This is a genomic window from Cyanobium sp. NIES-981, from assembly GCF_900088535.1.
In the GTDB taxonomy this organism is placed as follows: Bacteria; Cyanobacteriota; Cyanobacteriia; order PCC-6307; family Cyanobiaceae; genus NIES-981.
Map to the genome: position 1 here is coordinate 2,155,860 of NZ_LT578417.1, position 21,667 is coordinate 2,177,526.

Below are 21,667 nucleotides of genomic sequence, written 5' to 3' on the forward strand. Positions count from 1 at the left end.
TCCACCGTGGTGCCGCAGCCAGAGCCGCTCCTGCCGGAGCCACACCCCAACCCCCCGGACGAGCCACTGATCATCGGCGGCCGCCGCTTCCACAGCCGCCTGATGACCGGCACGGGGAAATATCCGAGCGTGGCCAGCATGCAGGCCAGCCTGCACGCCAGCGCCTGCGAGATCGTCACCGTGGCGGTGCGGCGGGTTCAGAGCCTGGCGGCGGGACATGAGGGCCTGATGGAGGCGATCGACTGGCAGCGGATCTGGATGCTGCCCAACACCGCCGGCTGCGCCACGGCGGAGGAAGCGGTGCGGGTGGCCCGCCTCGGCCGGGAACTGGCCAAGCTGGCCGGACAGGAGGACAACACCTTCGTGAAGCTGGAGGTGATCCCCGACTCCCGGCATCTGCTGCCGGATCCGATCGGCACCCTCGAGGCTGCGGAGCAGCTGGTGAAGGAGGGCTTCACCGTGCTGCCCTACATCAATGCCGACCCCCTGCTGGCCCGCCGGCTCGAGCAGGCCGGCTGTGCCACGGTGATGCCCCTGGGCTCGCCGATCGGATCGGGCCAGGGCATCCGCAATGCCGCCAACATCGCCCTAATCATCGAGAACGCCACGGTGCCCGTGGTGGTGGATGCGGGCATCGGCGTGCCCAGCGAGGCGGCCCAGGCCATGGAGATGGGGGCTGACGCGCTGCTGATCAACAGCGCCATCGCCCTGGCGGGGAACCCGGCGGCCATGGCCCGGGCCATGGCCCAGGCCTGTGAGGCCGGCCGCACCGCCTTCCGCGCAGGACGCCTGCCGCGCCGCCCCCAGGCCAGCCCCAGTTCACCGGCCGAGGGGCGTGTCGGCAGTGGAGCGGCCGCCGGCACGTGAACTTCCGTTGACGTTGCCGCCGCCCGCGCAGGACGCCTCCGGGTTCTCTCCATAGGGTGTGGCCCTGTGCTCTCCCCTTTCATGCAGGTCACCGAAGAAGACGGCGGCAAGCTCAATGCCTTCGCCCGGGAACCCCGCATGGTGGTGATGGAAAAAGGCGAGCGCAGCACCAGCCAGACGAAACTGCTCCTCATCGGCGGAGCCGTTCTGGTGCTGGCCCTGGTGGGCCTGGCCGCCGGAATCAGCGGCTGAGACCGCCTGAACGCCTGTAGTAGCTTGCCTGGATGAGCAGCCGCTCATCCTGCGGGGGTCTGGGGTTTTCGGCATGACTGGGGTTCTCGGCATGAAGGTTTCGGCATGAAAGTGTTCGTTCTCGGCGGCGATGGCTTCTGCGGCTGGCCCTGTGCGGTCAACCTGGCCGATGCCGGCCATGACGTGGTGATCGTCGACAACCTCAGCCGGCGCAAGATCGACGTCGACCTGGGCGTCGAGTCGCTCACGCCGATCGCCACCATCAGCGAGCGGCTGCGGGCCTGGGATCAGGTGGGTGGCAAGGCCATGCGCTTCGTCCATCTGGACATCGCCAAGGAGTACACCCGGCTGCTCGACCTGCTGCGCGACGAGCGCCCGGCGGCCGTGGTGCACTTCGCCGAGCAGCGGGCGGCGCCCTACTCGATGAAGAGCAGCGCCACCAAGCGCTACACCGTGGACAACAACGTCAACGGCACCCACAACCTGCTGGCCGCCCTGGTGGAGAGCGGCATCGACAGCCACATCGTGCACCTCGGCACCATGGGGGTGTACGGCTACGGCTCCCACCGCGGCGCCACCATTCCCGAGGGCTACCTCACCGTGGAGGTGCCCCAGCCGGACGGCAGCCGCTTCACCGAGAAGATCCTCCATCCGGCGGATCCCGGCAGCGTCTACCACATGACCAAGACGCTCGATCAGCTGCTCTTTTACTACTACAACAAGAACGACGGCATCCGCGTCACCGACCTGCACCAGGGCATCGTGTGGGGCACCAACACCGCGCTCACCGAGAAGGATCCCCGGCTCACCAACCGCTTCGACTACGACGGTGACTACGGCACCGTGCTGAACCGCTTCCTGATGCAGGCCGCCATCGGCTACCCCCTCACCGTGCACGGCACGGGAGGTCAGACCCGCGCCTTCATCCACATCCGCGATTCGGTGCGCTGCGTCCAGCTGGCCCTCGAGCACCCGCCCCAGTCGGGCGAAAAGGTGAAGATCTTCAACCAGATGACCGAGAGCCACCAGGTGGGCCAGTTGGCCGAGAAGGTGGCTGCCCTGACCGGGGCCGCGATCAACCACCTCCCCAACCCCCGCAAGGAGGCGATCGAGAACGACCTGATCGTGGACAACCGCTGCTTCATCGAACTGGGCCTCAAGCCCACCACCCTCGATGACGGGCTGATGGCGGAAGTGGTGGACGTGGCGCGCCGCTGGGCCGACCGCTGCGACCGCAGCCGCATCCCCTGCGTCTCGGCCTGGACCAGCCGCCAGGCCGAAGCCATCCAGACCGCCTGAGCCGGCCCCTCCCCTTCCTCCCCTTTGAAGATCGCCTTCTTCACCGAGACCTTCCTGCCCAAGGTCGACGGCATCGTCACCCGCCTCACCAAGACGGTGCAGCACCTGGTGGCCCTTGGCGATGAGGTGCTGATCTTCTGTCCGGAAGGAGCGCCGGAGGCCTACATGGGCGCCCGGGTGGTGGGGGTGCCGGCGATGCCCCTGCCCCTCTACCCCGAGCTGAAGCTGGCGCTGCCCCGTCCGGCCGTGGCCGAGGCCCTGGAACAGTTCCAGCCCGATCTGGTGCATGTGGTGAATCCGGCCGTGCTGGGCCTGGGGGGGATCTGGCTGGCCAGGACGCGCAGTTACCCCCTGGTGGCCAGCTACCACACCCACCTGCCGAAATACCTGGAGCACTACGGGATGGGGATGCTCGAACCGCTGCTGTGGGAACTGCTCAAGGCGGCCCACAACCAGGCCCGGCTCAACCTCTGCACCTCCACGGCGATGGTGCAGGAGCTGAGCGAGAAGGGCATCCAGCACACCGACCTCTGGCAGCGGGGCGTGGACACCGACCTGTTCCGGCCAGCCCTGCGCAGCCCCGCCACCCGTGAGCGGCTGCTGGGGGGCCAGAGCGACACCGGCAAGCTGCTGCTCTACATCGGCCGCCTCTCGGCCGAAAAGCAGATCGAGCGCATCCGCCCGGTGCTCGATGCCATGCCCGACGCCCGCCTGGCGCTGGTGGGTGACGGTCCCCACCGGCAGGCCCTGGAAAAGCTCTTCGCCGGCACACCCACCACCTTCGTGGGCTACCTGGCGGGCGAGGAGCTGGCCAGCGCCTACGCCAGCGGCGATGCCTTCGTATTCCCCAGCAGCACCGAAACCCTGGGGCTGGTGCTGCTGGAGGCCATGGCGGCCGGCTGTCCCGTGGTCGGAGCGAACCGCGGCGGCATTCCCGACATCGTCACCGACGGGGTCAATGGCTGTCTCTACGATCCGGACGGCCGTGACGGTGGAGCCGCCAGCCTGACGGCGGCGGTGCAGCGGCTGCTGGGGGACCCCGCCGAACGGCAGCAGCTGCGGCAGGCCGCCCGCCAGGAGGCGGAGCGCTGGGGATGGGCCTCGGCCACCCGGCAGCTGCGCGGGTTCTACAGCCGGCTGCTGGGCCAGCCCCAGCTGCAGCTGGTGGCCTGAGGTGATCGACGCGCACTGAGATTCAGCCGCCGCTTGCGGCTGCCGTGCTCCGAAACCAGGTGGTCATCAGCGCCTTCACCATGGGAGCCGCCACCGTGCCGCCATAGCCGCCGGAATTCTCGCCGAACGCCACGATCACCAGGGTGGGCTTGTCGGCAGGGGCGTAGCCGCCGAACCAGGCATGGTCCGGCCGGGGGGGATCCTCACCGGTGCCGGTCTTGCCGGCGACCGGCGGCAGTTTTGGGTCGTTGAGCAGCCGGGCCGTGCCCTCGGTCACCACCATGCGCAGGCCCTTCTGCAGCACCGCAACGGTCGAGGGCTTGAGGTTGATGCGGCTGCGGGGCATGGGTCGCTCCACCAGGTGCGGCGTGACCAGCCAGCCCCCGTTCGCCACCGCCGCGTAGAGCCGCGCCATCTGCAACGGTGTCACCTGCAGGGCCCCCTGGCCAATGGAGGAGGTGATGGTGTCCACCGGTGTCCAGGGCTCACCCAGCACCTCCTTCTTCCAGGCCTGATCGCCCAGCAGACCGGGGGTTTCCTCCTCGGTGAGCTCGATGCCGGTGACACTGCCGTAGCCCAGCCGCCGGGCCGTCTTGAACAGGGCATCCGGGCCGATCTTCAACCCCACCCGGTAGTAGAAAGTGTTGCTGCTGACGGCCAGCGCAAACGGGAACCCCACCATGCCGTGGGCCCCGTGGTCTCCGTAGCAGAGCCCCGCGTAGCAGAAGGAATTGGTGGTGAGCACCCTGGAGTCGGGGCTGTAGACCCCCGACTCCAGGGCTGCCGCCGTGGTGACGATCTTGAAGGTGCTGGCCGGCGGGAAGCCCTGGAACGCCCGGTTCAGCAGCGGGGAGTTCGGCCCGTTGAGGGCGGCCCACTCCCGGCTCGAAGGCGCTGGGGAGAACACATTGGGATCGAAGGTGGGCCGGCTGGCCAGGGCCCGGATGGCCCCCGTCTGGGGGTCCATGGCCACGATGGCGCCCTTGCGGACGCCATCGAGGGCCCGCTCCGCCGCCTGCTGGAGGGGCAGATCGAGGGTGAGGCGCAGGTCTTTCCCCGCCTTGGCCGGCTTGTCCCCCAGCACACGCTGCACCTGGCCGGCGGCATTGACCTCCACCTGCTGGCCACCCCACTCACCGCGCAGATGCGCCTCGTAGGCCTTCTCCAGACCGCTGCGGCCCACCCGGTCGCGGATCCGGTAGCCCTTGTCGCGCAGGCGTTCGTACTCCTCCTCGGTGATGCCGCTGGTGTAGCCGAGCACATGGGCCCCGAGGCGCCCATGGGGATAGCTGCGCAGCACGTCCACATCCACTTCGGCGCCCCGCAGACCGCTGGCCTGCTCACGAAAGCGCAGCACCTGCTCGGGCCTCAGGCCCTCCGCCAGCTGGATCCGGAAACCCTCGGCATTGTTGCCGCTGGTGCGCCGCTCGTCGAGATCGGCGGCGGGCAGCCCCAGCAGGCCCGCCAGGCGGTCCCGCAGGGCCGGCCAGGCGGCGTCGGACACCTCCCGCGGCTGGATGTAGAGGTTGTAGGTGAGCAGGCTGGTGGCCAGCACCTGGCCGTTGCGGTCCAGCAGCCGCCCGCGGATCGGGTTGCGCGGCATCAGCCGGATGCGGTTGTCATCGGCGCGCTCGCGGTTCTCGGCGCCATGCACCAGCTGCAGCCAGGCCAGCCGCGCCACCATCGCACCGCTGAACAGCAGCACCACCGCGAGCAGCAGCACGGGCTGCTGGCCCATGCCGCTGTGGCGTCCGGCCTGGCCGTAGGCCATCCCTAGTCCGCCTCCCCGCCGGCGGCGAGCCGCTGCTCCAGCAGGGTGAGGCGCTCGGCCACGGCCGCCAGGCGCAGCTGCAGCTCGGCCGGATCGGCCTCGTGGGCTGGGTCGGCCGCCGGCTCGGGGTTCACATCCCGCACCTCCACCTTCATCACCGGGTTGCCAAGGCCGGGGCTGACCCGATCCAGCTGGTCCCGCACCTGGGTGGCGGCGGTTTCTCCCTCCTCGCGCAGCTGGGCCAGGGGATCGGGGGTGGAACCATCGAAGGCGGCGATCAGTTCCTGCGGACCCCCCTTGCGCACCCGCTCCACGGCGGCGAGGCCCACCGGCAGCACGTCCTGCATCAGGGTCAGCCGCAGGCTGTCGAGCGGATCGGCGGCCATGGTTCGAGGCTTGGGCCCCTCCAGTCTGCCGCGCCCACGGCTGGCGGCGGGATCAGGGGCTGGGGCTGCCAGGCAACGCCGGCACACCCGGATCCACGATCACCTGCCGGCAGCTCTGCTGGCTGCCCCACCACCAGCCGGCGCCCACGGCAAGCACCAGCAGGGTCGCCGCTGGCACCAGGGCCTGACGGGTCACCGCCAGGCCCAGCCACTCGCGCCAGGCCCGCAGGCTGCGGTCGCGGTCGAATCGGCGGCGCTCCCGGGCCTCCGCCTGCTGGCGGCGGCGCAGGGCCTTCATCACCCAGCGCTCGAAGGCCCTCTTCTTCGTCACCGCCATCTTGCGCTCCACCTCCAGCAGGTGGCCGGCGCTGAGGTCGGGATTGAAGGTGCTGATCAGTTCCAGGCTCTTGAGGAACATCTCCACCGCCCCGTCCTTGGCGAGGCGCTCCTGGGGATCGAGCTGGTCCCAGTCGAGTTCGGGGTAGAAGCGGCGGCGGTTCGCGGCGATCTGCTCCTCCGGCAGCTGCCCGGGCTCCCGCAGCCAGCGGTCCGTGTTGGCATCGAACCGCCGCCAGTAGAGGAAGGGGTTGAGGTAGACGGTCTTGCCGCCCAGCTGGATGCTGTCCTGCTGCAGACGGCGCTGCAGGTCGGGATCGCTGGATGTCGCGGGAGCGGCAGTCACGGCGGAGCTGGAAGGGGCCCCGAGGGTAACGGAGGCCGATGGAGCCGGCTACTGGGGCCTCACTCCCACTCGATCGTGCCCGGGGGCTTGCTGGTGATGTCGAGCACCACCCGGTTCACCCCCTTCACCTCGTTGACGATGCGGTTGGAGATCGTCTCCAGCAGGTCGTAGGGCAGACGCGACCAGTCGGCGGTCATGCCGTCCTCCGAGGACACGCAGCGCAGCACCACCGGGAAGGCATAGGTGCGCTTGTCCCCCATCACCCCCACGCTGCGCACCGGCAGCAGCACCGCGAAGGCCTGCCAGATGCTGTTGTAGAGCCCGGCATCGCGGATCTCCTCGCGCACGATCAGATCGGCGTCGCGCAGGATGTTGAGCTTCTCGCTGGTCACCTCGCCGAGGATGCGGATGGCCAGGCCCGGGCCCGGGAAGGGATGGCGCCCCACGATCTCCTCGGGCAGACCGAGGGAACGCCCCACCTTGCGCACCTCATCCTTGAACAGCCGGCGCAGCGGTTCCACCAGCTTGAACTGGAGATCCTTGGGCAGCCCGCCCACGTTGTGGTGGCTCTTGATCTTCACCGCCACCCGCTCACCGGTCTTGGGATCCACGTTGGTGCCGGCGCTCTCGATCACATCGGGATAGAGCGTTCCCTGGGCGAGGTAATCGAACGGCCCCAGGCGCTTGCTCTCCTCCTCGAACACGCGGATGAACTCGGTGCCGATCCGCTTGCGCTTCTCCTCCGGATCGGTCACGCCCTCCAGCCGGGCGAGGAAGCGCTCGCGGGCATTGATGTATTCCACATTGATGTGGAACCGCTTGTCGAAGAACTCCACCAGGAACTCGGGCTCCCCTTTGCGCATGAACCCCTGGTCGATGAACATGCAGGTGAGCTGATCGCCGATCGCCCTGTGCAGCAGAAAGGCGAGGGTGGAGGAATCCACGCCGCCGGAGAGGGCCAGCAGCACCCGCTTCTCGCCCACCTGACGTCGCACGTCGGACACCGCCTCCTCGATGAAGGCGGCGGTGGTCCAGTCGGCTTCACAACCACAGATGTGGTAGACGAAGTTGCGGATCAGGGCCATGCCGCAGGTGGAGTGCACCACCTCGGGATGGAACTGCACGCCATAGAGATGGCGGCCGTGGTGGGCCACCGCCGCCTCGGGGGTGTTGTCGGTGTGGGCCAGCCGCACGAACCCCTCCGGCAGCCGCTCCACCGAATCGCCGTGACTCATCCACATCGTGGAACCGGGTTCCACATTGGTGAGCAGATCCACAGGATCGTCGACATGCAGCGGAGCCTTGCCGTATTCGGCCCGGCCGGCCGCCACCACGGAGCCGCCGAGCTGCTGCACCATCAGCTGCATGCCGTAGCAGACACCGAGCACCGGAATACCGAGCTCCCACAGCCCCGGATCGCACACGGGAGCGTCCGGTTCGTACACCGAACCCGGGCCGCCACTGAGAATGATCCCCTTGGGGCTGATCGCCCGCAGCTCCTCAGCGGTGGTGGTGTAGCCCATCACCAGGGAGAACACCTCGGTCTCGCGGACGCGCCGGGCGATCAGTTCGGAGTACTGGGAGCCGAAATCGAGGATCACGATCGCCGGCGGCCGGCTGGACTGGGACGCCGCATCGAAGGTGCGGGTGGCTTCCAGCCCCGCATCCGCAGGCGGCGTCGGGGGAGCGGCGGTCATCGGCAGCACGGGGCCCGGGTCATTCGAGCCAGCCTAGGGGCCGCCCCGGGGTGCCATCAGGCCGGGGGCCTCAGAGGGAGGGCTCCGCCAGGCGGCGCAGCAGGGCTCCCCCCCGCGGGCCCTCGGCGCAGATCCGCCGGCTGCGGTCGAACAGCACGGCTCCCACGGCCATGCCGTCCTGGCCGTAGCGCGCCAGGTAGGCACCGCTGCGCTGCTCGATCGCCGCAGCGATCCGGCAGCGGAGCCGTTCTGCCAGGCCGGCATCCTGATCTTCCAGCCCGGCGAGGGCCGCCTCCACGGTGGGCATCGCGTGGAGCTGGGCCAGGGCGGGTCCGGCAAGCCCTTCGAGCGCGGCCAGAGCGGTGAGCACCTCGGCCCGCCCATCGGCCAGATGGTGATGGGTGTGGAAGATGCCCCCAGCCAGCTTCAGCAGCTTGCCCTGATAGCCGAACAGGAGCAGCTCGTTCACGCCGGCCTCGGCGGCCGCCACCAGCAGCGGGCCCAGCCAGTTGCCGGCCTTCACCAGCAGGTGCGGGCCCACCCCCAGCCGCGGGGCCAGATCCAGACCGTTCTCCCCGATCACCAGCACCAGGGCGCCGTCGAAGCCCGGGGCCCGCACCCGGCCGCGCAGGGCCTTCAGGGCCGCGTCCAGCTGGTCGGGGGCGGCGCTGCGCTGCACCACCGCCTGGGTGCCGATCAGGGCCAGGCCGTCCACCACCCCGAAGGCCGCATTGCTGGTGCGCTCCGCCAGGCGGCGGCCCGCCGGAATCACCAGCTGGAGCTCCAGGCGCCGATCCGCCGGCACCAGCGGTTCGAGCGTGCGCCTCAGCAGCTCGCGGGCATAGGTGGAGAGGCAGGGCACGCCGGCGGCGGCCACCACGCCCACGCCCTCCCCGGCCACGAGCTCCAGCCGCTCGCCGGGGTCATGCCGCCAGCGGGCCTGCACCCACACGGGCTGGCCGCGGGTGAGGTCCAGCACATCAGGGCCGGGGTCCGCCCGGGCCGCCGCCAGCACCCAGCCGCCGGCCAGGGGAGCCACCGCCTCCACCGGCACCGGCGTGGGCAGGGCCCCAGGCTCCAGCTGCAGCGGCTGGGCGGCGTCGAAGGGTTCACCGCGCAGGCCCTGAACCGCGGCCCGCGCTGCCGCCGCCAGCCACACCGGCAGGATGAAACCGGTGGGAGCCGAACGACCGTCAACCATCAGCGGCAACCATCAACGAAGAGCTCGCGGGAGCGCCCGGGTCCCGGCAGCGCCGAGCCGGGGAGGCGGTGGGTCAGGAGACCGTTTTTTACATTGGTCGATCGCGCCGCTTTCCCGCCGCGCCCTCCCTCGACACCGCAGCACCCATGCAGGACAAGCTCACCCTGATGATTCCCGGCCCCACCCCGGTGCCGGAGAGCGTGCTGCTGGCCATGAGCCGCCATCCGATCGGCCACCGCAGCGCCGACTTCCAGAAGATCGTCAAGCGCACCACCGCGCAGCTGCAGTGGCTGCACCAGACCAGCGGCAACGTGCTGGCGCTGACGGGCAGCGGCACGGCCGCCATGGAGGCCGGCATCGTGAACGTGCTCAGCCGGGGCGACACGGTGCTCTGCGGCGACAACGGCAAGTTCGGTGAGCGCTGGGTGAAGGTGGCGAAGGCCTACGGGCTGCACGTGCAGGTGATCAAGGCCGAATGGGGCCAGCCCCTCGATCCGGAGGCGTTCCGCCATGCCCTCGAGGCCGACACCGAGAAGCGGATCCGGGCCGTGATCCTCACCCACTCGGAAACCTCCACCGGCGTGATCAACGACCTGGAGACCATCGCGGGCCATGTGCGCGCCCACGGCACCGCCCTCACCATCGCCGACTGCGTCACCAGCCTGGGCGCCTGCGACGTGCCGATGGACCGCTGGGGCCTCGATGTGGTGGGCTCCGGCTCCCAGAAGGGCTACATGATGCCGCCGGGCCTCGGCTTCGTGGCCATGGGCGAGCGGGCCTGGACCGCCTACGAGCGCTCCGACCTGCCGAAGTTCTATCTGGACCTGGGCAAATACAGAAAATCGGCAGCAGGCGACAGCAATCCCTTCACCCCGCCGGTGAACCTCTACTTCGCCCTGGAGGCGGCGCTGGAGATGATGCAGCAGGAGGGGCTGGAGGCCATCTTCGCCCGCCATGCCCGCCACCGCGCCGCCGCCCAGGCCGGCATGACGGCGATGGGCCTGCCGCTCTATGCGGCCGAGGGCCATGGCAGCCCGGCCATCACCGCCGTGGCGCCTGAGGGCATCGATGCCGAGGTGCTGCGCAAGGCGGTGAAGGAGCGGTTCGACATCCTGCTGGCCGGCGGCCAGGACCACCTCAAGGGCAAGGTGTTCCGCATCGGCCACCTGGGCTTTGTGTGCGACCGCGACGTGCTGACCGCCGTGGCCGCCATCGAGGCCACCCTCCAGGCGCTGGGCCTGCACAAGGGCACCGCGGGAGCCGGCGTGGCCGCCTGCGCGGCGGCGCTGGCCGGCTGATCCAGGCCCGGATCGGCCGAAGACGGATCGGCCGGACACAGATTGGCCAAAGCAAGGGGCTGGCAGGGCGGGCCCAGCCCCTTGCTAGCCTCAACCAGCAACTGCCTGATGCACGGGCCGTTCTTACACCTTGCGGGTGTAATTCAGTGGTAGAATGTCAGCTTCCCAAGCTGAACGTCGCCGGTTCGAGTCCGGTCACCCGCTTCAACTTCAATGGCCTGTTTGCTGGCCCTGGTTCTGTTCAGGCGCCTGGCTTGATTTGTTGGGGCTCAAGCCCGAGGCTTGATCAGCTGCAACACCTGAGGGCCGCTGTTGGCAAGGCGGCGTTCACACTGGAGGGCCTGAAGAATGCTCCGGGCAGCTTCATCGACCTGTCCATCTGCGGCAGCGCGGCGGGCTTGCTCCTCATGGTGGGAGATCTGCTGCCGCAGCGAAAGGCTCGGTTCGGGGTTGGTGGGTACCCGCAGAGAGCGCGATACAGGGGAGGGGCCGGCCGCGGTGCCGGGAACAGTTCGCAACGTGGTGAGGAGGCTCGGTGTCATCGAAGGCGCTGGAACAGCGGAAGACGTCTGAATGGAAGGCTGAGCGGGATCAGGATCATCGGAGAGAGCCGCGGGCGTTGAGGCCCGGGGCTGGGGCATTGCTTCGGTCACCACGGCAGGACCATGGCAGATCGCGTACCGACGAACTGCAGCACGGGGTGCATCACGCAGGACCGGGAAGGCAAGGCAAGACCGGAAAGGCAAGATCGGTGGAGAACCACAAGGCCTGCGAGAGTGTGGCTTTCAACAGACCGTGTGGCTTTCCACAGGGTGATCAAGGTGGGTAAACCAGACCAGAGTGAGAACCAGCTCAGGGGCTGATGCTCTACGGAGGCAACTATACCGTTAATCATCAACCATTCTCCGCCGACCGTTCTCGATCAAGTCGAACCGATACAGATTCAACCCGTCACAGGATGGCGCTGGGGGCTGCGCCGCGGCCGCCTGCGTGCCGAGGCTTTCGGCGGCATCCACGCGCGCAGGGACGTCTGGCGCCGCGGTGAACGGGCTGCCGACCGCTCGCAGAGGGGGGGGTCAGTCGGCAGGTGCACAAGCCCAGGCTCAGGGCAATGGGGACGGCTCAGGTGCCCGGTTCAACGCCACCCTCACCCAGCAGGGCGATCTGCTGCCGGAGGGCAAGGCAACGTTCCTGCTCGCCCCGACTCAGGGCAACGGCCAGGGCGAATTCGAGTTTTTCACGCTGATGATCCCCCTCGACGCTGGCGGCCGTCGGGCGGCCGCCATTGCGGCGGGCGGCCGACGGCAGGGCATGGGCGGACTCTGGATGGGAGGAGGCTGGGTGCGAAGGGGTAGGGAAAGCCATGTTTCACTTTCTTTCCATTCTGACACCACGATCCAGTGCGTGAGAGTGGACCTATGCGGCCTGCTGGAACGGCACGGAAGGGGAACGGAGATCCGTCTCCACCTCGGCACCCGATGCATCGTCGCCGCTCTCCTGCACCGCCTCATCCAGCCCCAGCAGCGCGCGGCAGTCGTAGAGCAGACGCTCCACGTTGTCGAGGCTGCTCACCTCGCGAATGTCGGGCTCGCTGTCCTGCTTGATGCGGCTGTTGAGCTGAACCTCCAGGGCCTGAAGCCGCTGTTCCATCACCACCAAGCGCTGTGAAAGGGCGTGAATGGTCTGGGCCAGATCTTCGGTGTTGCGGGTGATCCGGAAGGAGACCGAGTCGGGGGCCATGAGGGGACACACGGGTCCCGATGAGAGCACACATTCCGGGCTCAGCCAAGGTCAGACTGGACCGATGAGCCATCCCTGGAATCTGATTCTCTACGCCTGTATCGGGACGGCCGGGGGGCTGCTGGCCCTGCGCACCGGCATACCCGCCGCCCCCCTGGCCGGCGCATTGCTGGCCGTGGGCCTGGTGAGCATGAGTGGCCGGCTGGAGACGGCCGCGTGGCCGGTCGGCACCCGTACCGCCCTCGAGATCGGGATCGGCACCGTGATCGGTGCCGGGCTCAGCAGCGCTGTTCTCGAGCAGCTCCAGCAGCTCTGGCGACCCGCCCTGGTCATCACCCTCAGCCTGGTGCTCGCCGGCCTGGCGATCGCGCTCCTCTGCACCCGTCTGCTCGGCGTGGATCCCACCATCGCTCTGCTCGGGGCCGCTCCGGGAGGGATCAGCGGCATGAGCCTGGTGGGGGCCGAGTTCGGCGTGGGGGCCGCCGTGGCCGCCCTGCACGCGATCCGGTTGATCACGGTGCTGCTGGTCCTGCCCCTGTTGGTGAGGCTGCTGGTGTCGGACGGTGCGGGTGCCCCCTGAGCTCCAGCCCGCCGGGGCAGGGGGCCTTCGGGGGGTGTGGCCTCGACGCCTCCCGCCGCGATCGATACGTTGGGCCCTGCCGACCAGCCCTGAAGCCATGGCCCTGCGCCTGCGGTTCACCCTTCCCGTTCGCCTGAGGCCCTGGTGGCTGCCGCTCGGTCTGGCCATGGCGTTGGCCCCGCTGGGGCCGGCCCTGGCCCAGATGGGGGATGCTGGCGGCGCTCCCGTGGATGGAGCCGGCCCCAAGGGAGCGCAGATCTACTGCTTCATGCGCGGCAACGGCAACAACCATCAGGTGAGCTGGGATGCCGCCTACGCGGTGATCAAGCGCCAGAGCGATCAGCTGTTCAAGACCTCCCCGGAACATGCTGCAGTGATGATCACGGAGGCCGTGGTGCAGAACCCCGGCTCCTTCCCCGACTGCGGCCGCTACCTCGGTGACCTGTTCAGCAAACCCGACCCCGTTGAGGCGGCTCCGGCCCCCGTTCCCGGCGGCACGCGCAGCGAGCGGCTGGGCACCTACTGACCGCATCCCCTGGCCGGGGCTGCTGCTGGCCTGGTGTTGCGCCCTCCTCGCCGCCGGCTGCGCCGAACAGCCCCTGCCGGAGGAGGCCATCCGCCGCGATGCCTGTCTGCGCAATGTGCGGCTCGAACGGCTCCAGGAACAGATCCAGCGCTGCGATGCCGTGGTGAAGGCCTTCCCTGATGACCCCTCACCACGCAACGACCGCTACCTGCTCCACAGCCTGGCCGGCAACGACAAGGCGGCCTGCGAAGACCTGCACCGGGCCGTGAAGCTGGCGGCGAAGCTGCCGCCGGACCGGCTCGATCCCCAGCTGCGCAGTGATCTGAAGGTGCGGCAGCAGCTCTGTGACCCGGGCGGGGCCGGCGGAGCTGGGGCCCCCTGATCCCGGCGCCAAAGCGGGCACGCTGGTCACCAGTCCCGGATCAGCTGCCGCACCATCGCCGCCAGCCCCCGGCGCCGCAGCTGCCGCTCGCCGCGCTGCAGCAGCAGGGCGATCCGTTCGGCCTTGCTGGCGATCAGGCCGTCCACCAGCTGATCCGCGACTCCGAGCTGCAACCAGTGGCAGCACAAAGGCGCCCCCATCCCGATCCTGTGGCAGCGGTCCTCGGCCTGCTCCGCATCGCCGGGGGTCCATGGCCTTTCGATCAGCACCACGTGGCGAGCACGGTGCAGGGTGAAACCGAGGCCACCGGTGCCGTAGGTGGCCACCAGCAACCGTTGCCGCCCGGCCTGAAAGCCATCCACCAGCTGCTGCCGCCGCGACGGTGCCAGGCCCCCGGTGAGCAGGGCCCCACCCAACTGGCCGTGCAGCAGGCCGGCCGTGGTGCTGAAGGCGGTGAACACCACCACCGGCTCGGCGCGGGCCAGCAGGGCGGTGATCAACGCGCGGGCCGCGGGCAGCTTGTACTCCGAGGCGATCTGGCGCAGGGCCGTCAGCACGGCCAGCACCTCGGCATCGCGTCGTACCTCGCCCCGGGCCGCCCGCCGGCGGTAGTCCTCCACCTTGCCCTGGAGGCGGTGCTGGAAGCCCCTGGCGGCGGCGGCGTCCAGCTCCACGGCGATGCAGCGGCGCTGCTTGGGGGGCAGATCGAGGCAGTCCTGCTTGCGGCGATGCAGCAGCAGCGGCCGCGTGAGGCGATGCAGCTCGGCCAGGTTGCTGGCGCCGGTGGCCTGCCACACCCGGCGGCCCCCCTGGTCCCGCCAGTGCCCCTGGCAGAACAGCTCCTCGTAGGCGCGCTGATGGCGCGCCAGCGGGTGGTCGATCGCCGCCAGCAGGGGAAACAGCTGGGCCGGCCGGCCATTCTTCATCGGGGTGCCGGTGAGCAGCCAGATGGCGCGCAGCCGGGGATGGCGCGCCAGCCGCAACAGGCCCTGACTGCGGACCGTGCGGGCGTTCTGGGCGTAGTGCGCCTCATCCACGATCAGCACGGTGCCGGCAGGGGGCAACTCCGGAGGCAGCCGCGCCCAACTGTGCAGCTCCAGCTGGAGCCCCAGCGCCAGGCCCTCACTGCGCCAGTGGTCGTGAAGGCCCACGGGGGCCACCACCAGGATGCGGCACTGGGCACAACGCACCATCGCGCGGGCAGCCACCAGGGAGGAGAGCGTCTTGCCCAGGCCCATGGCATCGGCCAGCACGGCGCCGCGCCGGGCCAGCAGCCAGCGCACGGCGGCCCGCTGGTGGGCGAAGAGACGGCGGCCGTCGGCCAGGGGCTGGGCCAGGGCTGCCGCCTGCACCAGCTCCCGATGGGGGGGAAGGGGCGGCAGGGGCTGGGCCATCCAGGCGAGCCAGCGCTCCAGCTCCGGCTCCATGGGAAAACGGTCGGCCAGTTGGCCCTGCAGGGCCGCCGCTGCCTCGAGGGGAAACTCCCAGCAGCGCCGCTGCGGCAACCACGCCCCCCGGGGGCGGATGGCCCGCAGCTGGGCGCTGGTGACCGCATCGAAGGGGCTGATCACCTCGATCCGGCCGGAGGCCCCCAACCGCAACAGGCAACGCATGCGCGGAATGGCAGTCCACGACACATTGCCACCCTGGACGCTGCCGGCAAACTCCCGTCAACCGAGCCACGCGCATGCAGGCCAGGGATTGGGCGTCCCGCCACGCACCCGCCAGAGACGCCGTGTTTCTGGACGAACTCTGTCCCAAATTGCGTGCGCGCCGCTGGCGCCAATCCCTGCACCAGCTCACCCAGCAGCGCTGCATCTACTGCGGCTGCCGCTCCGAATCCATCGACCATGTGCTGCCCAAGAGCCGCGGTGGTCCGAGCGTGAACGAAAACTGCGTGCCGGCCTGCCTCGCCTGCAACGGCCGCAAGGGCGACAGCGAGGCCTTCTGCTGGTACCGCCAGCAGCCCTTCTATGACCCCCGGCGGGCCATGGCGATCCGGGCCTGGACGGAAGGGGACATGAAGCTGGCCGCTCGGCTGCTCGACTGGACGGCCACGGGCCCGGTGGGGGCGCGGGAGACCTCCGGTCCGGCGCCCCCCGCAGACCTCGACGGCGATCACCAGACCCTGCAGGCCACCGGGCCGTTGTGGCGCTGGCAGATGGCGGCCTGATCCTGGGGCGAGTCCGGAGCGGCCACCAGGGCTGCCGCGAGCATGGACCCGGCGAGCAGCAGGGGAACGGACCGCTCCCACCCGGCCGCCGCTCTCAGCGGAGCGGCGGCAGAGGCGCGGCGGGCACGGCATGGCCGTCCCAGCGGAACGACAGCATGGGGGGGAGCCGCCAGGGGAGAGACGAGAGCCATGGAGACGATCAGCAGTGATACAGGTGTACTGGTGCCGGACGGGGCTGTCAAGCCGGTGGGTCGGCTGCTGGTGGTCGGGGCCGGCTACACCGGCCAGCGGCTGGCCACGGCCGCCGCGCGGCAGGGGTTCGAGGTCGTGCAGACCAGCCGCCAGCCGTCCCCTGGCGGCGCGGCCAGCCGCTGGCTGCCGTTCGACAGCCAGCGGGGGCTGGTGCCCGGATCTGCGGACCTGAAGGGGATCACCCACCTGTTCGTGTCGGTCCCGCCGGATGGACAGGGGGGAGATCCGGTGGTGCGGCTGCTGGGGGCCCGCCTGCGGGATCTGCCTCTGGTCTGGGCCGGCTACCTCTCCACCACCGGCGTCTACGGCGATACCGCCGGGGCCTGGGTGGATGAGACCGCCCCCACCCCGGCCCGCCCCGGCCGCAGCCAGGCCCGGCTGGAAGCCGAGCAGGCCTGGCTGGCCAGCGGCCTGCCGCTGCAGATCTTCCGCCTGCCCGCGATCTACGGCCCGGGCCGCACCCCGTTCCAGGCGCTGCGCTCCGGCACCAGCCGGCTGATCCACAAGCCCGGCCAGGTGTTTTCCCGCATCCATGTCGACGACATCGTGGGGGCCGTGCTCCACTGCCTGGCCCTGCCGGCGGGGCAGCGACCGACCCTGCTGAACGTGGCGGACGACGAACCCAGCGCCTCCAGCGAAACCCTGGGCTACGCCGCCCATCTGCTGGGCTGCCGGTTACCGCCGCTGGAGCGCTACGACAGCATCGAGGCCAGCCTGAGCCCGATGGCCCGCAGCTTCTGGCAGGAGAATCGCCGCGTCAGCAACCGGCGGCTGTGCGAGGAGCTGGGCTACCGGCTGCGCTACCCCACCTACCGCGAGGGCTACCGCGCCTGTATCTCCTCCGCATACGGTGAGCCCTTGGGGTAGCACTGGGTGGGCTCCTCGGGGTCGCACACGAAGGGAAACCCCAGATCCCGCATCACCAGGCCCCAGTGCAGCTGCAACCAACCGCGGTTGAAGCCCGTGCCGAGGCCGAACAACAGCAATCCGAGCATCAACCACCGCAGCATGGGCGTCCTGACCGGCGTACTTCCACCATCCAACTCCCATGGCGGCGATCTGGCCATCGCCCTGGGAGATCCTGCGGGCATCGGCGCCGAAGTGATCCTCAAGGCCCTGGCCCATCCGGAGGCCGCTGGCCTCGAGCCCGTGCTGGTGGGATGCCGGCGCTGGCTCGAACGCGAGTACACGGCCCTGCGCCAGTGCAGCACCGCCCCCCTGCGCGACCCGGCCGACCTGGCGATCCTGGACCTGCCGCTGCCCGAGCCGGTCCAGGCGGGCCACAGCACGCCGGCCTGTGGCCACGCCGGCTTCCACTGGCTCACGGCCGCCGCTGAGCTGGTGCAGCAGGGCTCCTGCCGCGCTCTGGTGACCGCACCGATCTCCAAGGCCAGCTGGCATGCGGCGGGGCACCCCTATCCGGGCCAGACCGAGCGGCTGGCGGAGCTCACAGGGGTTGCCGAGGCCTCGATGCTGTTCACCGCCCGGGCGCCCGGAGGACGGTGGCGCTTCAACACCCTGCTGGCCACCACCCACATCCCGCTGGCCTCAGTGCCAGGCGCCCTCACGCCGCAGCGTCTGCAGCATCAGCTGGACCGGCTGCTGGCCTTCTGCCAGCGCTTCAGCGCCAACCCCACAGTGGTGGTGGCGGGGCTCAATCCCCACGCGGGAGAGGAGGGGCAACTGGGGGAGGAAGAGATGCAGTGGATCATCCCGGCAATGGGCGACTGGCAGGCGCGCCATCCGGACGTCACGCTGATCGGGCCGCTGCCGCCGGACACCTGCTGGCTCAGCGCGGCGAGCGCCTGGCAGGGAGACGGGGATGGCCCGGATGGCTACCTGGCCCTGTACCACGACCAGGGCCTGATCCCGGTGAAGCTGCTGGCGTTCGACGCTGCCGTGAACACCACCCTGGGCCTGCCGTTCCTGCGCACCTCCCCGGACCATGGCACCGGCTTTGCCATCGCCGGCCGGGGCGTGGCAAGGCCGGCGAGCATGCTGGCCGCCCTGACCACTGCTCGCGACCTGGGCTGAACGGGCTCAGCCTGGCTTGACGCGCATGAGCACCTGGCCGAACTCCACCGGCGTGCCGTTCTCCACCAGGATCTCCACCACTTCGCCGCCCACCTCGGCCTCGAGCTCATTCATCAGTTTCATGGCTTCGAGGATGCAGATGGTCTGACCCACCTTGATGCGGGCACCCAGCTCCACGAAGTTGGGCTCGCCGGGGGCCGGAGCGCGATAGAAGGTGGCCACCATCGGGGCGGTGATCTCCACCAGATCGCTGCGGCTGGCGGCGGCGGCCGGAGGTGGGGCCGACGGCGATGGTGGCGCTGCGGCGGGTGGCTGAGCCTGGGGTTGCGGCTGCACGGCCGCCACCACGGAGGGCATCCCCGCCACGGGTGCCGCTGCGGGCAGGTTGCGGCGCACTTCGAGGCGGAAGTCGTCGCCTTCCAGCCTGAGTTCCTGGATGTCGCTGTCGCCGAGCAGGGCGAGGAGCTTGTGGAGCTGATCGTGGTCAAGCTGCATGGCGATCAGTTCTCCCGCCCCAGATAGCTGTCGGTGCGAGTGTCAATCTTGATCTTCTCGCCGATCGAGAGGAACAGGGGCACCATCACCTGGGCGCCGGTCTCGACGATGGCGGGCTTGGTGCCGCCGGTGGCGGTGTCGCCCTTCACGCCGGGATCGGTCTGGGTGATCTCCAGCACCACGGAGTTGGGCAGCTCCACCTCGAGGGGCTTGCCGTTCCAGGACACCACGTTCACCTCCATGCCTTCCTTGAGGTATTTGCGGCTGTCACCGATCTGCTTGGCGGTGAGGCGGGTTTCCTCGAAGCTGGCCATGTCCATGAACACGTAGTCGTCCCCCTCCATGTAGGTGTGCTGCAGGGTGCTTTTCTCAAGCACGGCCTGGGGCACCATCTCGCCGGCCCGGAAGGTCTTCTCCACCACGTTGCCGCTCTGCACGGCCTTGAGCTTGGTGCGCACGAAGGCCGAGCCCTTGCCGGGCTTCACGTGCAGGAACTCAACGACCCGCCAGACCTGGCCATCCAGCTCAATCGAGGTACCGGTACGAAAGTCGTTGCTGGAGATCATTCCGGCGGTTCGGATCTGGCGGATTGTACGGCTGGCTACCGGCCCCGACCCTGAAGCCTTCCTGTCCAGCCGGCGGGAGCACCGGTGAGCTGTGCCAAAGTCCGGCAAGAGAGATGGGGCTGCGATGGTGGCGCGGATGGCTTCGGCTCGGGTTCTGGCGGTGGTGGCGTGGGCCCTGGCCCTCTGCCTGAGCCTTCCCCTGAGCCCACGGCCCGCCAGCGCCGCCCTGCCCCAGGGCAATGCGGTGAAGGATCCTGCCGCGATCCTGCGCAATGCCCTGCCGGTGGATGCCCCCAGGCTGCAGGAGCTGCAGCACCGCCTGGAGGACACCAGCACCGATCTGAGGGCCAAGCGCTGGTCGGCACTGAACTCCACCGTGCAGCGCAGCCAGTCGCTGCTGAGCAGCCGCCGCAGCGAGATCCTGGCGCGCTTCGCTCCGGAGGACACGCAGCGGGCCACCGCCCTGCTCGACCGGTTGGAAACCGAGCTGCAGACCCTGGCAGCCAGCGCCCAGGCGCAGGATCGGGATGCCTTCCTGGCCTCGCGCCGCGAGGCCCTCGCCACCATCGGCACCGCCGAGGCCATGCTGGTGGGTCCCTTCCCGTTCGCCATCCCCAGCGAGTTCGATGCCCTGCCGCGGCTGCTGGGGCGCGCCACCGTGGAGATCGAAACCTCCAAGGGACCGGTGACGGCGGTGGTGGACGGCTACAACGCTCCGCTCACCGCCGGAGCCTTCGTGGATCTGGTGCAGAAGCGGTTCTACGACGGGCTTCCCTTCACCCGGGCCGAAGACTTCTACGTGCTGCAGACCGGCGACCCGGAAGGCCCGGCAGACGGCTACGTCGACCCAGCCACCAAGGAGCTGCGCCGGGTACCGCTCGAGATCATGGTTCCAGGCGAGGCGGCCCCCTTCTACAACCAGACCTTCGAAGACCTGGGCCGGTACAAGGCTGCCGCGGTGCTGCCCTTCGCCACGGTGGGCACCCTGGGCTGGGCCCACTCCGACAAGCAGCTCGATGACGGTTCTTCCCAGTTCTTCTTTTTCCTCTACGAGGCGGAGCTCACCCCGGCTGGGCTGAACCTGGTGGATGGACGCTACGCCGCCTTCGGCTACGTGGTGGACGGCGCCGAGGTGCTGGAAGAGCTGGGTGTCGACGACAGAATCCTGCGCGCCAGGGTGGTGGAGGGTGCCGAGAACCTGCAGCCCCACGCCTGACCCTGAACCGTGCCGGGATCCGACCCTTGCCGAGCTGGGCGAGGCGAGGCTGATCGAACGGCTGGGTGCCTTTGCTGCCCCCGGCCAGTTTCAGGATGATGCGGCGATCCTGAGCCTCGGCGGCAACCTGGTGGTGAACACCGATGTGCTGGTGGACGGCGTGCATTTCAGCCCCGCCACCACCGATCCCTTCCACGTGGGCTGGCGGGCAGCCGCGGCAAACCTTTCGGATCTGGCGGCCATGGGCTGCACCGGGGCCTGCGGACTCACGGTGGGGCTGATCGCCCCCGCCAGCACCCCCTGGAGTTGGGTCGAGGCCGTGTACCAGGGGCTCTGCCGCTGCCTGGGCGAGCACGGGGGCGGCAACCTCCTGGGGGGAGACTGCAGCTCCGGCGCGCAACGCACCCTCGCCATCACGGCGGTCGGTGCCCTGGGCGGAGCAGGCCCCATCCGCCGCGGCGACGGCAGGGCCGGCGACACCCTGGTGTGCACGGGCCTGCACGGCCTCAGCCGCCTCGGGCTGGCCGTGCTGCAGCACGAGCTGGAGCCCCAGCGGCTGCAGGGTCTCCCCTCGAAGCTGCTGGAGCGGGCCGTCCGCGCCCACCGGATGCCCGTCCCTCGCTTCGATGCCGTACGGGCCCTCGCCGCCAGCCAGCCTGCGGAGCTGGCCTGGCGCGTGGCGGGCACCGACAGCAGCGATGGGCTCGCAGCAGCGGCCGTGGCCCTGGCCCTGGCCAGCCGTTGCCGGGCCGTGCTGGAACGCCGCACCCTGCCGATCGACCCGGCCATGGCCCGGCTCGACACGGCAGAGACCTGGTGCCTGGCGGGCGGTGAAGATTTCGAACTGGTGCTCGCCCTGGATCCGCGCTGGGCGAAGGCCCTGATGGAGCTGCTGCCGGGGTCGCGGCGGATCGGCAACCTGGCGGCCGCGGCGCCGGGGAAGCCCGTCCTCGGCTGGGAGGACGGCCAGGCTGTGCCGGTGGCGTCCGAAGGCTTCCGCCACTTTGCGGGGTGAAACCTCGCCAGGCGCAGGCCAGCCCCCCGGAGGAGGCTGGCCGGGCGGTCAGAACCGGATCG

23 protein-coding genes and 1 tRNA gene are annotated in these 21,667 nt (G+C 69.9%); 14 read left to right on the plus strand and 10 right to left on the minus strand.

All coding sequences use genetic code 11. The annotated features are described in order from the left end of the window. The first annotated feature begins 6 nt into the window (after positions 1 to 6). The 4 genes from CBM981_RS10920 (at position 7) to CBM981_RS10935 (ending at position 3,591) form a co-directional block, all read left to right on the plus strand. The gene (locus tag CBM981_RS10920) at positions 7 to 867 is read left to right on the plus strand and encodes a thiazole synthase (protein ID WP_087068428.1); all 861 of its coding nucleotides are present in this window, start codon (positions 7 to 9) and stop codon (positions 865 to 867) included. Positions 868 to 948: 81 nt separating this feature from the next. Then, positions 949 to 1,119 carry a photosystem II assembly protein Psb34 gene (psb34, locus tag CBM981_RS10925; RefSeq protein WP_087069363.1) on the plus strand — a complete coding sequence of 57 codons (171 nt, stop codon included), beginning with the start codon at positions 949 to 951 and terminating at the stop codon, positions 1,117 to 1,119. 105 nt (positions 1,120 to 1,224) lie between these two features. Next, positions 1,225 to 2,418 (plus strand): NAD-dependent epimerase/dehydratase family protein, encoded by a 1,194-nt coding sequence (locus CBM981_RS10930; RefSeq protein WP_087068429.1) that lies wholly within the window; start codon positions 1,225 to 1,227, stop codon positions 2,416 to 2,418. A 24-nt stretch (positions 2,419 to 2,442) separates the two neighbouring features. Then, on the plus strand, positions 2,443 to 3,591 hold the full coding sequence (locus CBM981_RS10935) for a glycosyltransferase family 1 protein (protein WP_087068430.1): 1,149 nt from the start codon (positions 2,443 to 2,445) through the stop codon (positions 3,589 to 3,591). Between the two features lie 22 nt (positions 3,592 to 3,613). On the opposite strand, the gene mrdA is transcribed toward CBM981_RS10935, so the two are convergent. From mrdA to cbiD, 5 genes are all read right to left on the minus strand, one after another. Continuing rightward, a complete protein-coding gene (mrdA, locus tag CBM981_RS10940; protein ID WP_087068431.1) occupies positions 3,614 to 5,362 on the minus strand; it encodes a penicillin-binding protein 2 in 1,749 nt (582 codons plus the stop codon). A 2-nt stretch (positions 5,363 to 5,364) separates the two neighbouring features. Further along, on the minus strand, positions 5,365 to 5,748 hold the full coding sequence (locus tag CBM981_RS10945; protein ID WP_087068432.1) for a hypothetical protein: 384 nt from the start codon (positions 5,746 to 5,748) through the stop codon (positions 5,365 to 5,367). A gap of 52 nt (positions 5,749 to 5,800) precedes the next feature. Then, positions 5,801 to 6,430, minus strand: coding sequence for a hypothetical protein (locus CBM981_RS10950; protein ID WP_087068433.1), 630 nt, complete (start codon positions 6,428 to 6,430; stop codon positions 5,801 to 5,803). Positions 6,431 to 6,489: 59 nt separating this feature from the next. Then, complete coding sequence (guaA, locus tag CBM981_RS10955; protein ID WP_225867357.1) at positions 6,490 to 8,127, minus strand: glutamine-hydrolyzing GMP synthase; 1,638 nt, start codon at positions 8,125 to 8,127, stop codon at positions 6,490 to 6,492. Between the two features lie 70 nt (positions 8,128 to 8,197). Next, entirely contained in the window at positions 8,198 to 9,328 is a 1,131-nt protein-coding gene (cbiD, locus tag CBM981_RS10960; RefSeq protein ID WP_087069365.1) for a cobalt-precorrin-5B (C(1))-methyltransferase CbiD, read from the minus strand. Between the two features lie 146 nt (positions 9,329 to 9,474). On the opposite strand from cbiD, the gene CBM981_RS10965 reads away from it, so the two are divergent. Both CBM981_RS10965 and CBM981_RS10970 read left to right on the plus strand, forming a co-directional pair. Further along, the gene (locus tag CBM981_RS10965) at positions 9,475 to 10,626 is read left to right on the plus strand and encodes an alanine--glyoxylate aminotransferase family protein (protein WP_087068434.1); all 1,152 of its coding nucleotides are present in this window, start codon (positions 9,475 to 9,477) and stop codon (positions 10,624 to 10,626) included. Positions 10,627 to 10,758: 132 nt separating this feature from the next. Next, a tRNA-Gly gene (locus tag CBM981_RS10970) sits at positions 10,759 to 10,830 on the plus strand. A 918-nt stretch (positions 10,831 to 11,748) separates the two neighbouring features. On the opposite strand, the gene CBM981_RS10980 is transcribed toward CBM981_RS10970, so the two are convergent. Both CBM981_RS10980 and CBM981_RS10985 read right to left on the minus strand, forming a co-directional pair. Continuing rightward, positions 11,749 to 11,991: a hypothetical protein gene (locus CBM981_RS10980; RefSeq protein ID WP_225867358.1), complete on the minus strand. Its 243-nt coding sequence runs from the start codon at positions 11,989 to 11,991 to the stop codon at positions 11,749 to 11,751. A 51-nt stretch (positions 11,992 to 12,042) separates the two neighbouring features. Continuing rightward, positions 12,043 to 12,366: a hypothetical protein gene (locus CBM981_RS10985; RefSeq protein WP_087068436.1), complete on the minus strand. Its 324-nt coding sequence runs from the start codon at positions 12,364 to 12,366 to the stop codon at positions 12,043 to 12,045. Here CBM981_RS10985 and CBM981_RS10990 point away from each other — a divergent pair. From CBM981_RS10990 to CBM981_RS11000, 3 genes are all read left to right on the plus strand, one after another. Then, a complete protein-coding gene (locus CBM981_RS10990) occupies positions 12,365 to 12,946 on the plus strand; it encodes an AbrB family transcriptional regulator (protein WP_225867359.1) in 582 nt (193 codons plus the stop codon). The two genes, CBM981_RS10985 and CBM981_RS10990, sit on opposite strands and share 2 nt — an antisense overlap. A 202-nt stretch (positions 12,947 to 13,148) precedes the next feature. Beyond that, on the plus strand, positions 13,149 to 13,472 hold the full coding sequence (locus tag CBM981_RS10995) for a DUF6554 family protein (protein WP_087069367.1): 324 nt from the start codon (positions 13,149 to 13,151) through the stop codon (positions 13,470 to 13,472). Further along, entirely contained in the window at positions 13,411 to 13,854 is a 444-nt protein-coding gene (locus CBM981_RS11000) for a hypothetical protein (protein WP_087068438.1), read from the plus strand. Before CBM981_RS10995 ends, CBM981_RS11000 begins: the two co-directional genes overlap by 62 nt. A gap of 26 nt (positions 13,855 to 13,880) precedes the next feature. Here CBM981_RS11000 and CBM981_RS11005 read toward each other — a convergent pair whose 3' ends face one another. After that, positions 13,881 to 15,467, minus strand: coding sequence for a DEAD/DEAH box helicase (locus CBM981_RS11005; RefSeq protein WP_087068439.1), 1,587 nt, complete (start codon positions 15,465 to 15,467; stop codon positions 13,881 to 13,883). A gap of 74 nt (positions 15,468 to 15,541) precedes the next feature. Between CBM981_RS11005 and CBM981_RS11010 the strand changes: the two genes are divergently transcribed. The 3 genes from CBM981_RS11010 (at position 15,542) to pdxA (ending at position 18,313) form a co-directional block, all read left to right on the plus strand. Further along, entirely contained in the window at positions 15,542 to 16,027 is a 486-nt protein-coding gene (locus tag CBM981_RS11010; protein ID WP_087068440.1) for an HNH endonuclease, read from the plus strand. A gap of 189 nt (positions 16,028 to 16,216) precedes the next feature. After that, positions 16,217 to 17,146, plus strand: coding sequence for an SDR family oxidoreductase (locus CBM981_RS11015; protein ID WP_225867360.1), 930 nt, complete (start codon positions 16,217 to 16,219; stop codon positions 17,144 to 17,146). 141 nt (positions 17,147 to 17,287) lie between these two features. Further along, the gene (gene pdxA / locus CBM981_RS11025) at positions 17,288 to 18,313 is read left to right on the plus strand and encodes a 4-hydroxythreonine-4-phosphate dehydrogenase PdxA (protein WP_087068442.1); all 1,026 of its coding nucleotides are present in this window, start codon (positions 17,288 to 17,290) and stop codon (positions 18,311 to 18,313) included. A gap of 6 nt (positions 18,314 to 18,319) precedes the next feature. On the opposite strand, the gene accB is transcribed toward pdxA, so the two are convergent. Both accB and efp read right to left on the minus strand, forming a co-directional pair. After that, positions 18,320 to 18,808, minus strand: coding sequence for an acetyl-CoA carboxylase biotin carboxyl carrier protein (gene accB / locus CBM981_RS11030; RefSeq protein WP_087068443.1), 489 nt, complete (start codon positions 18,806 to 18,808; stop codon positions 18,320 to 18,322). 5 nt (positions 18,809 to 18,813) lie between these two features. Continuing rightward, positions 18,814 to 19,374, minus strand: a complete 561-nt coding sequence (efp, locus tag CBM981_RS11035; RefSeq protein ID WP_006909327.1) for an elongation factor P — start codon at positions 19,372 to 19,374, stop codon at positions 18,814 to 18,816. A gap of 136 nt (positions 19,375 to 19,510) precedes the next feature. Between efp and CBM981_RS15925 the strand changes: the two genes are divergently transcribed. After that, entirely contained in the window at positions 19,511 to 20,590 is a 1,080-nt protein-coding gene (locus tag CBM981_RS15925) for a peptidylprolyl isomerase (RefSeq protein WP_225867361.1), read from the plus strand. Next, positions 20,562 to 21,605, plus strand: a complete 1,044-nt coding sequence (gene thiL, locus CBM981_RS11045; protein ID WP_225867362.1) for a thiamine-phosphate kinase — start codon at positions 20,562 to 20,564, stop codon at positions 21,603 to 21,605. The genes CBM981_RS15925 and thiL overlap by 29 nt, the downstream gene beginning before the upstream one ends. Positions 21,606 to 21,667: the final 62 nt, after the last annotated feature.

What these genes read in the sequence shown, in the direction of transcription:
- psb34 (WP_087069363.1), top strand. Translation starts at nt 949, where the DNA reads ATGCAGGTCACCGAAGAAGACGGCGGCAAGCTCAATGCCTTCGCCCGG.
- CBM981_RS10995 (WP_087069367.1), top strand. Translation starts at nt 13,149, where the DNA reads ATGGGGGATGCTGGCGGCGCTCCCGTGGATGGAGCCGGCCCCAAGGGA.
- CBM981_RS10990 (WP_225867359.1), top strand. Translation starts at nt 12,365, where the DNA reads ATGAGGGGACACACGGGTCCCGATGAGAGCACACATTCCGGGCTCAGC.
- efp (WP_006909327.1), bottom strand. Translation starts at nt 19,374, where the DNA reads ATGATCTCCAGCAACGACTTTCGTACCGGTACCTCGATTGAGCTGGAT.
- CBM981_RS10930 (WP_087068429.1), top strand. Translation starts at nt 1,225, where the DNA reads ATGAAAGTGTTCGTTCTCGGCGGCGATGGCTTCTGCGGCTGGCCCTGT.
- pdxA (WP_087068442.1), top strand. Translation starts at nt 17,288, where the DNA reads ATGGGCGTCCTGACCGGCGTACTTCCACCATCCAACTCCCATGGCGGC.
- CBM981_RS11010 (WP_087068440.1), top strand. Translation starts at nt 15,542, where the DNA reads ATGCAGGCCAGGGATTGGGCGTCCCGCCACGCACCCGCCAGAGACGCC.
- CBM981_RS10965 (WP_087068434.1), top strand. Translation starts at nt 9,475, where the DNA reads ATGCAGGACAAGCTCACCCTGATGATTCCCGGCCCCACCCCGGTGCCG.
- guaA (WP_225867357.1), bottom strand. Translation starts at nt 8,127, where the DNA reads ATGACCGCCGCTCCCCCGACGCCGCCTGCGGATGCGGGGCTGGAAGCC.
- mrdA (WP_087068431.1), bottom strand. Translation starts at nt 5,362, where the DNA reads ATGGCCTACGGCCAGGCCGGACGCCACAGCGGCATGGGCCAGCAGCCC.
- accB (WP_087068443.1), bottom strand. Translation starts at nt 18,808, where the DNA reads ATGCAGCTTGACCACGATCAGCTCCACAAGCTCCTCGCCCTGCTCGGC.
- CBM981_RS10985 (WP_087068436.1), bottom strand. Translation starts at nt 12,366, where the DNA reads ATGGCCCCCGACTCGGTCTCCTTCCGGATCACCCGCAACACCGAAGAT.
- CBM981_RS10945 (WP_087068432.1), bottom strand. Translation starts at nt 5,748, where the DNA reads ATGGCCGCCGATCCGCTCGACAGCCTGCGGCTGACCCTGATGCAGGAC.
- CBM981_RS10980 (WP_225867358.1), bottom strand. Translation starts at nt 11,991, where the DNA reads ATGGCTTTCCCTACCCCTTCGCACCCAGCCTCCTCCCATCCAGAGTCC.
- cbiD (WP_087069365.1), bottom strand. Translation starts at nt 9,328, where the DNA reads ATGGTTGACGGTCGTTCGGCTCCCACCGGTTTCATCCTGCCGGTGTGG.
- CBM981_RS11005 (WP_087068439.1), bottom strand. Translation starts at nt 15,467, where the DNA reads ATGCGTTGCCTGTTGCGGTTGGGGGCCTCCGGCCGGATCGAGGTGATC.
- CBM981_RS15925 (WP_225867361.1), top strand. Translation starts at nt 19,511, where the DNA reads ATGGCTTCGGCTCGGGTTCTGGCGGTGGTGGCGTGGGCCCTGGCCCTC.
- CBM981_RS11015 (WP_225867360.1), top strand. Translation starts at nt 16,217, where the DNA reads ATGGAGACGATCAGCAGTGATACAGGTGTACTGGTGCCGGACGGGGCT.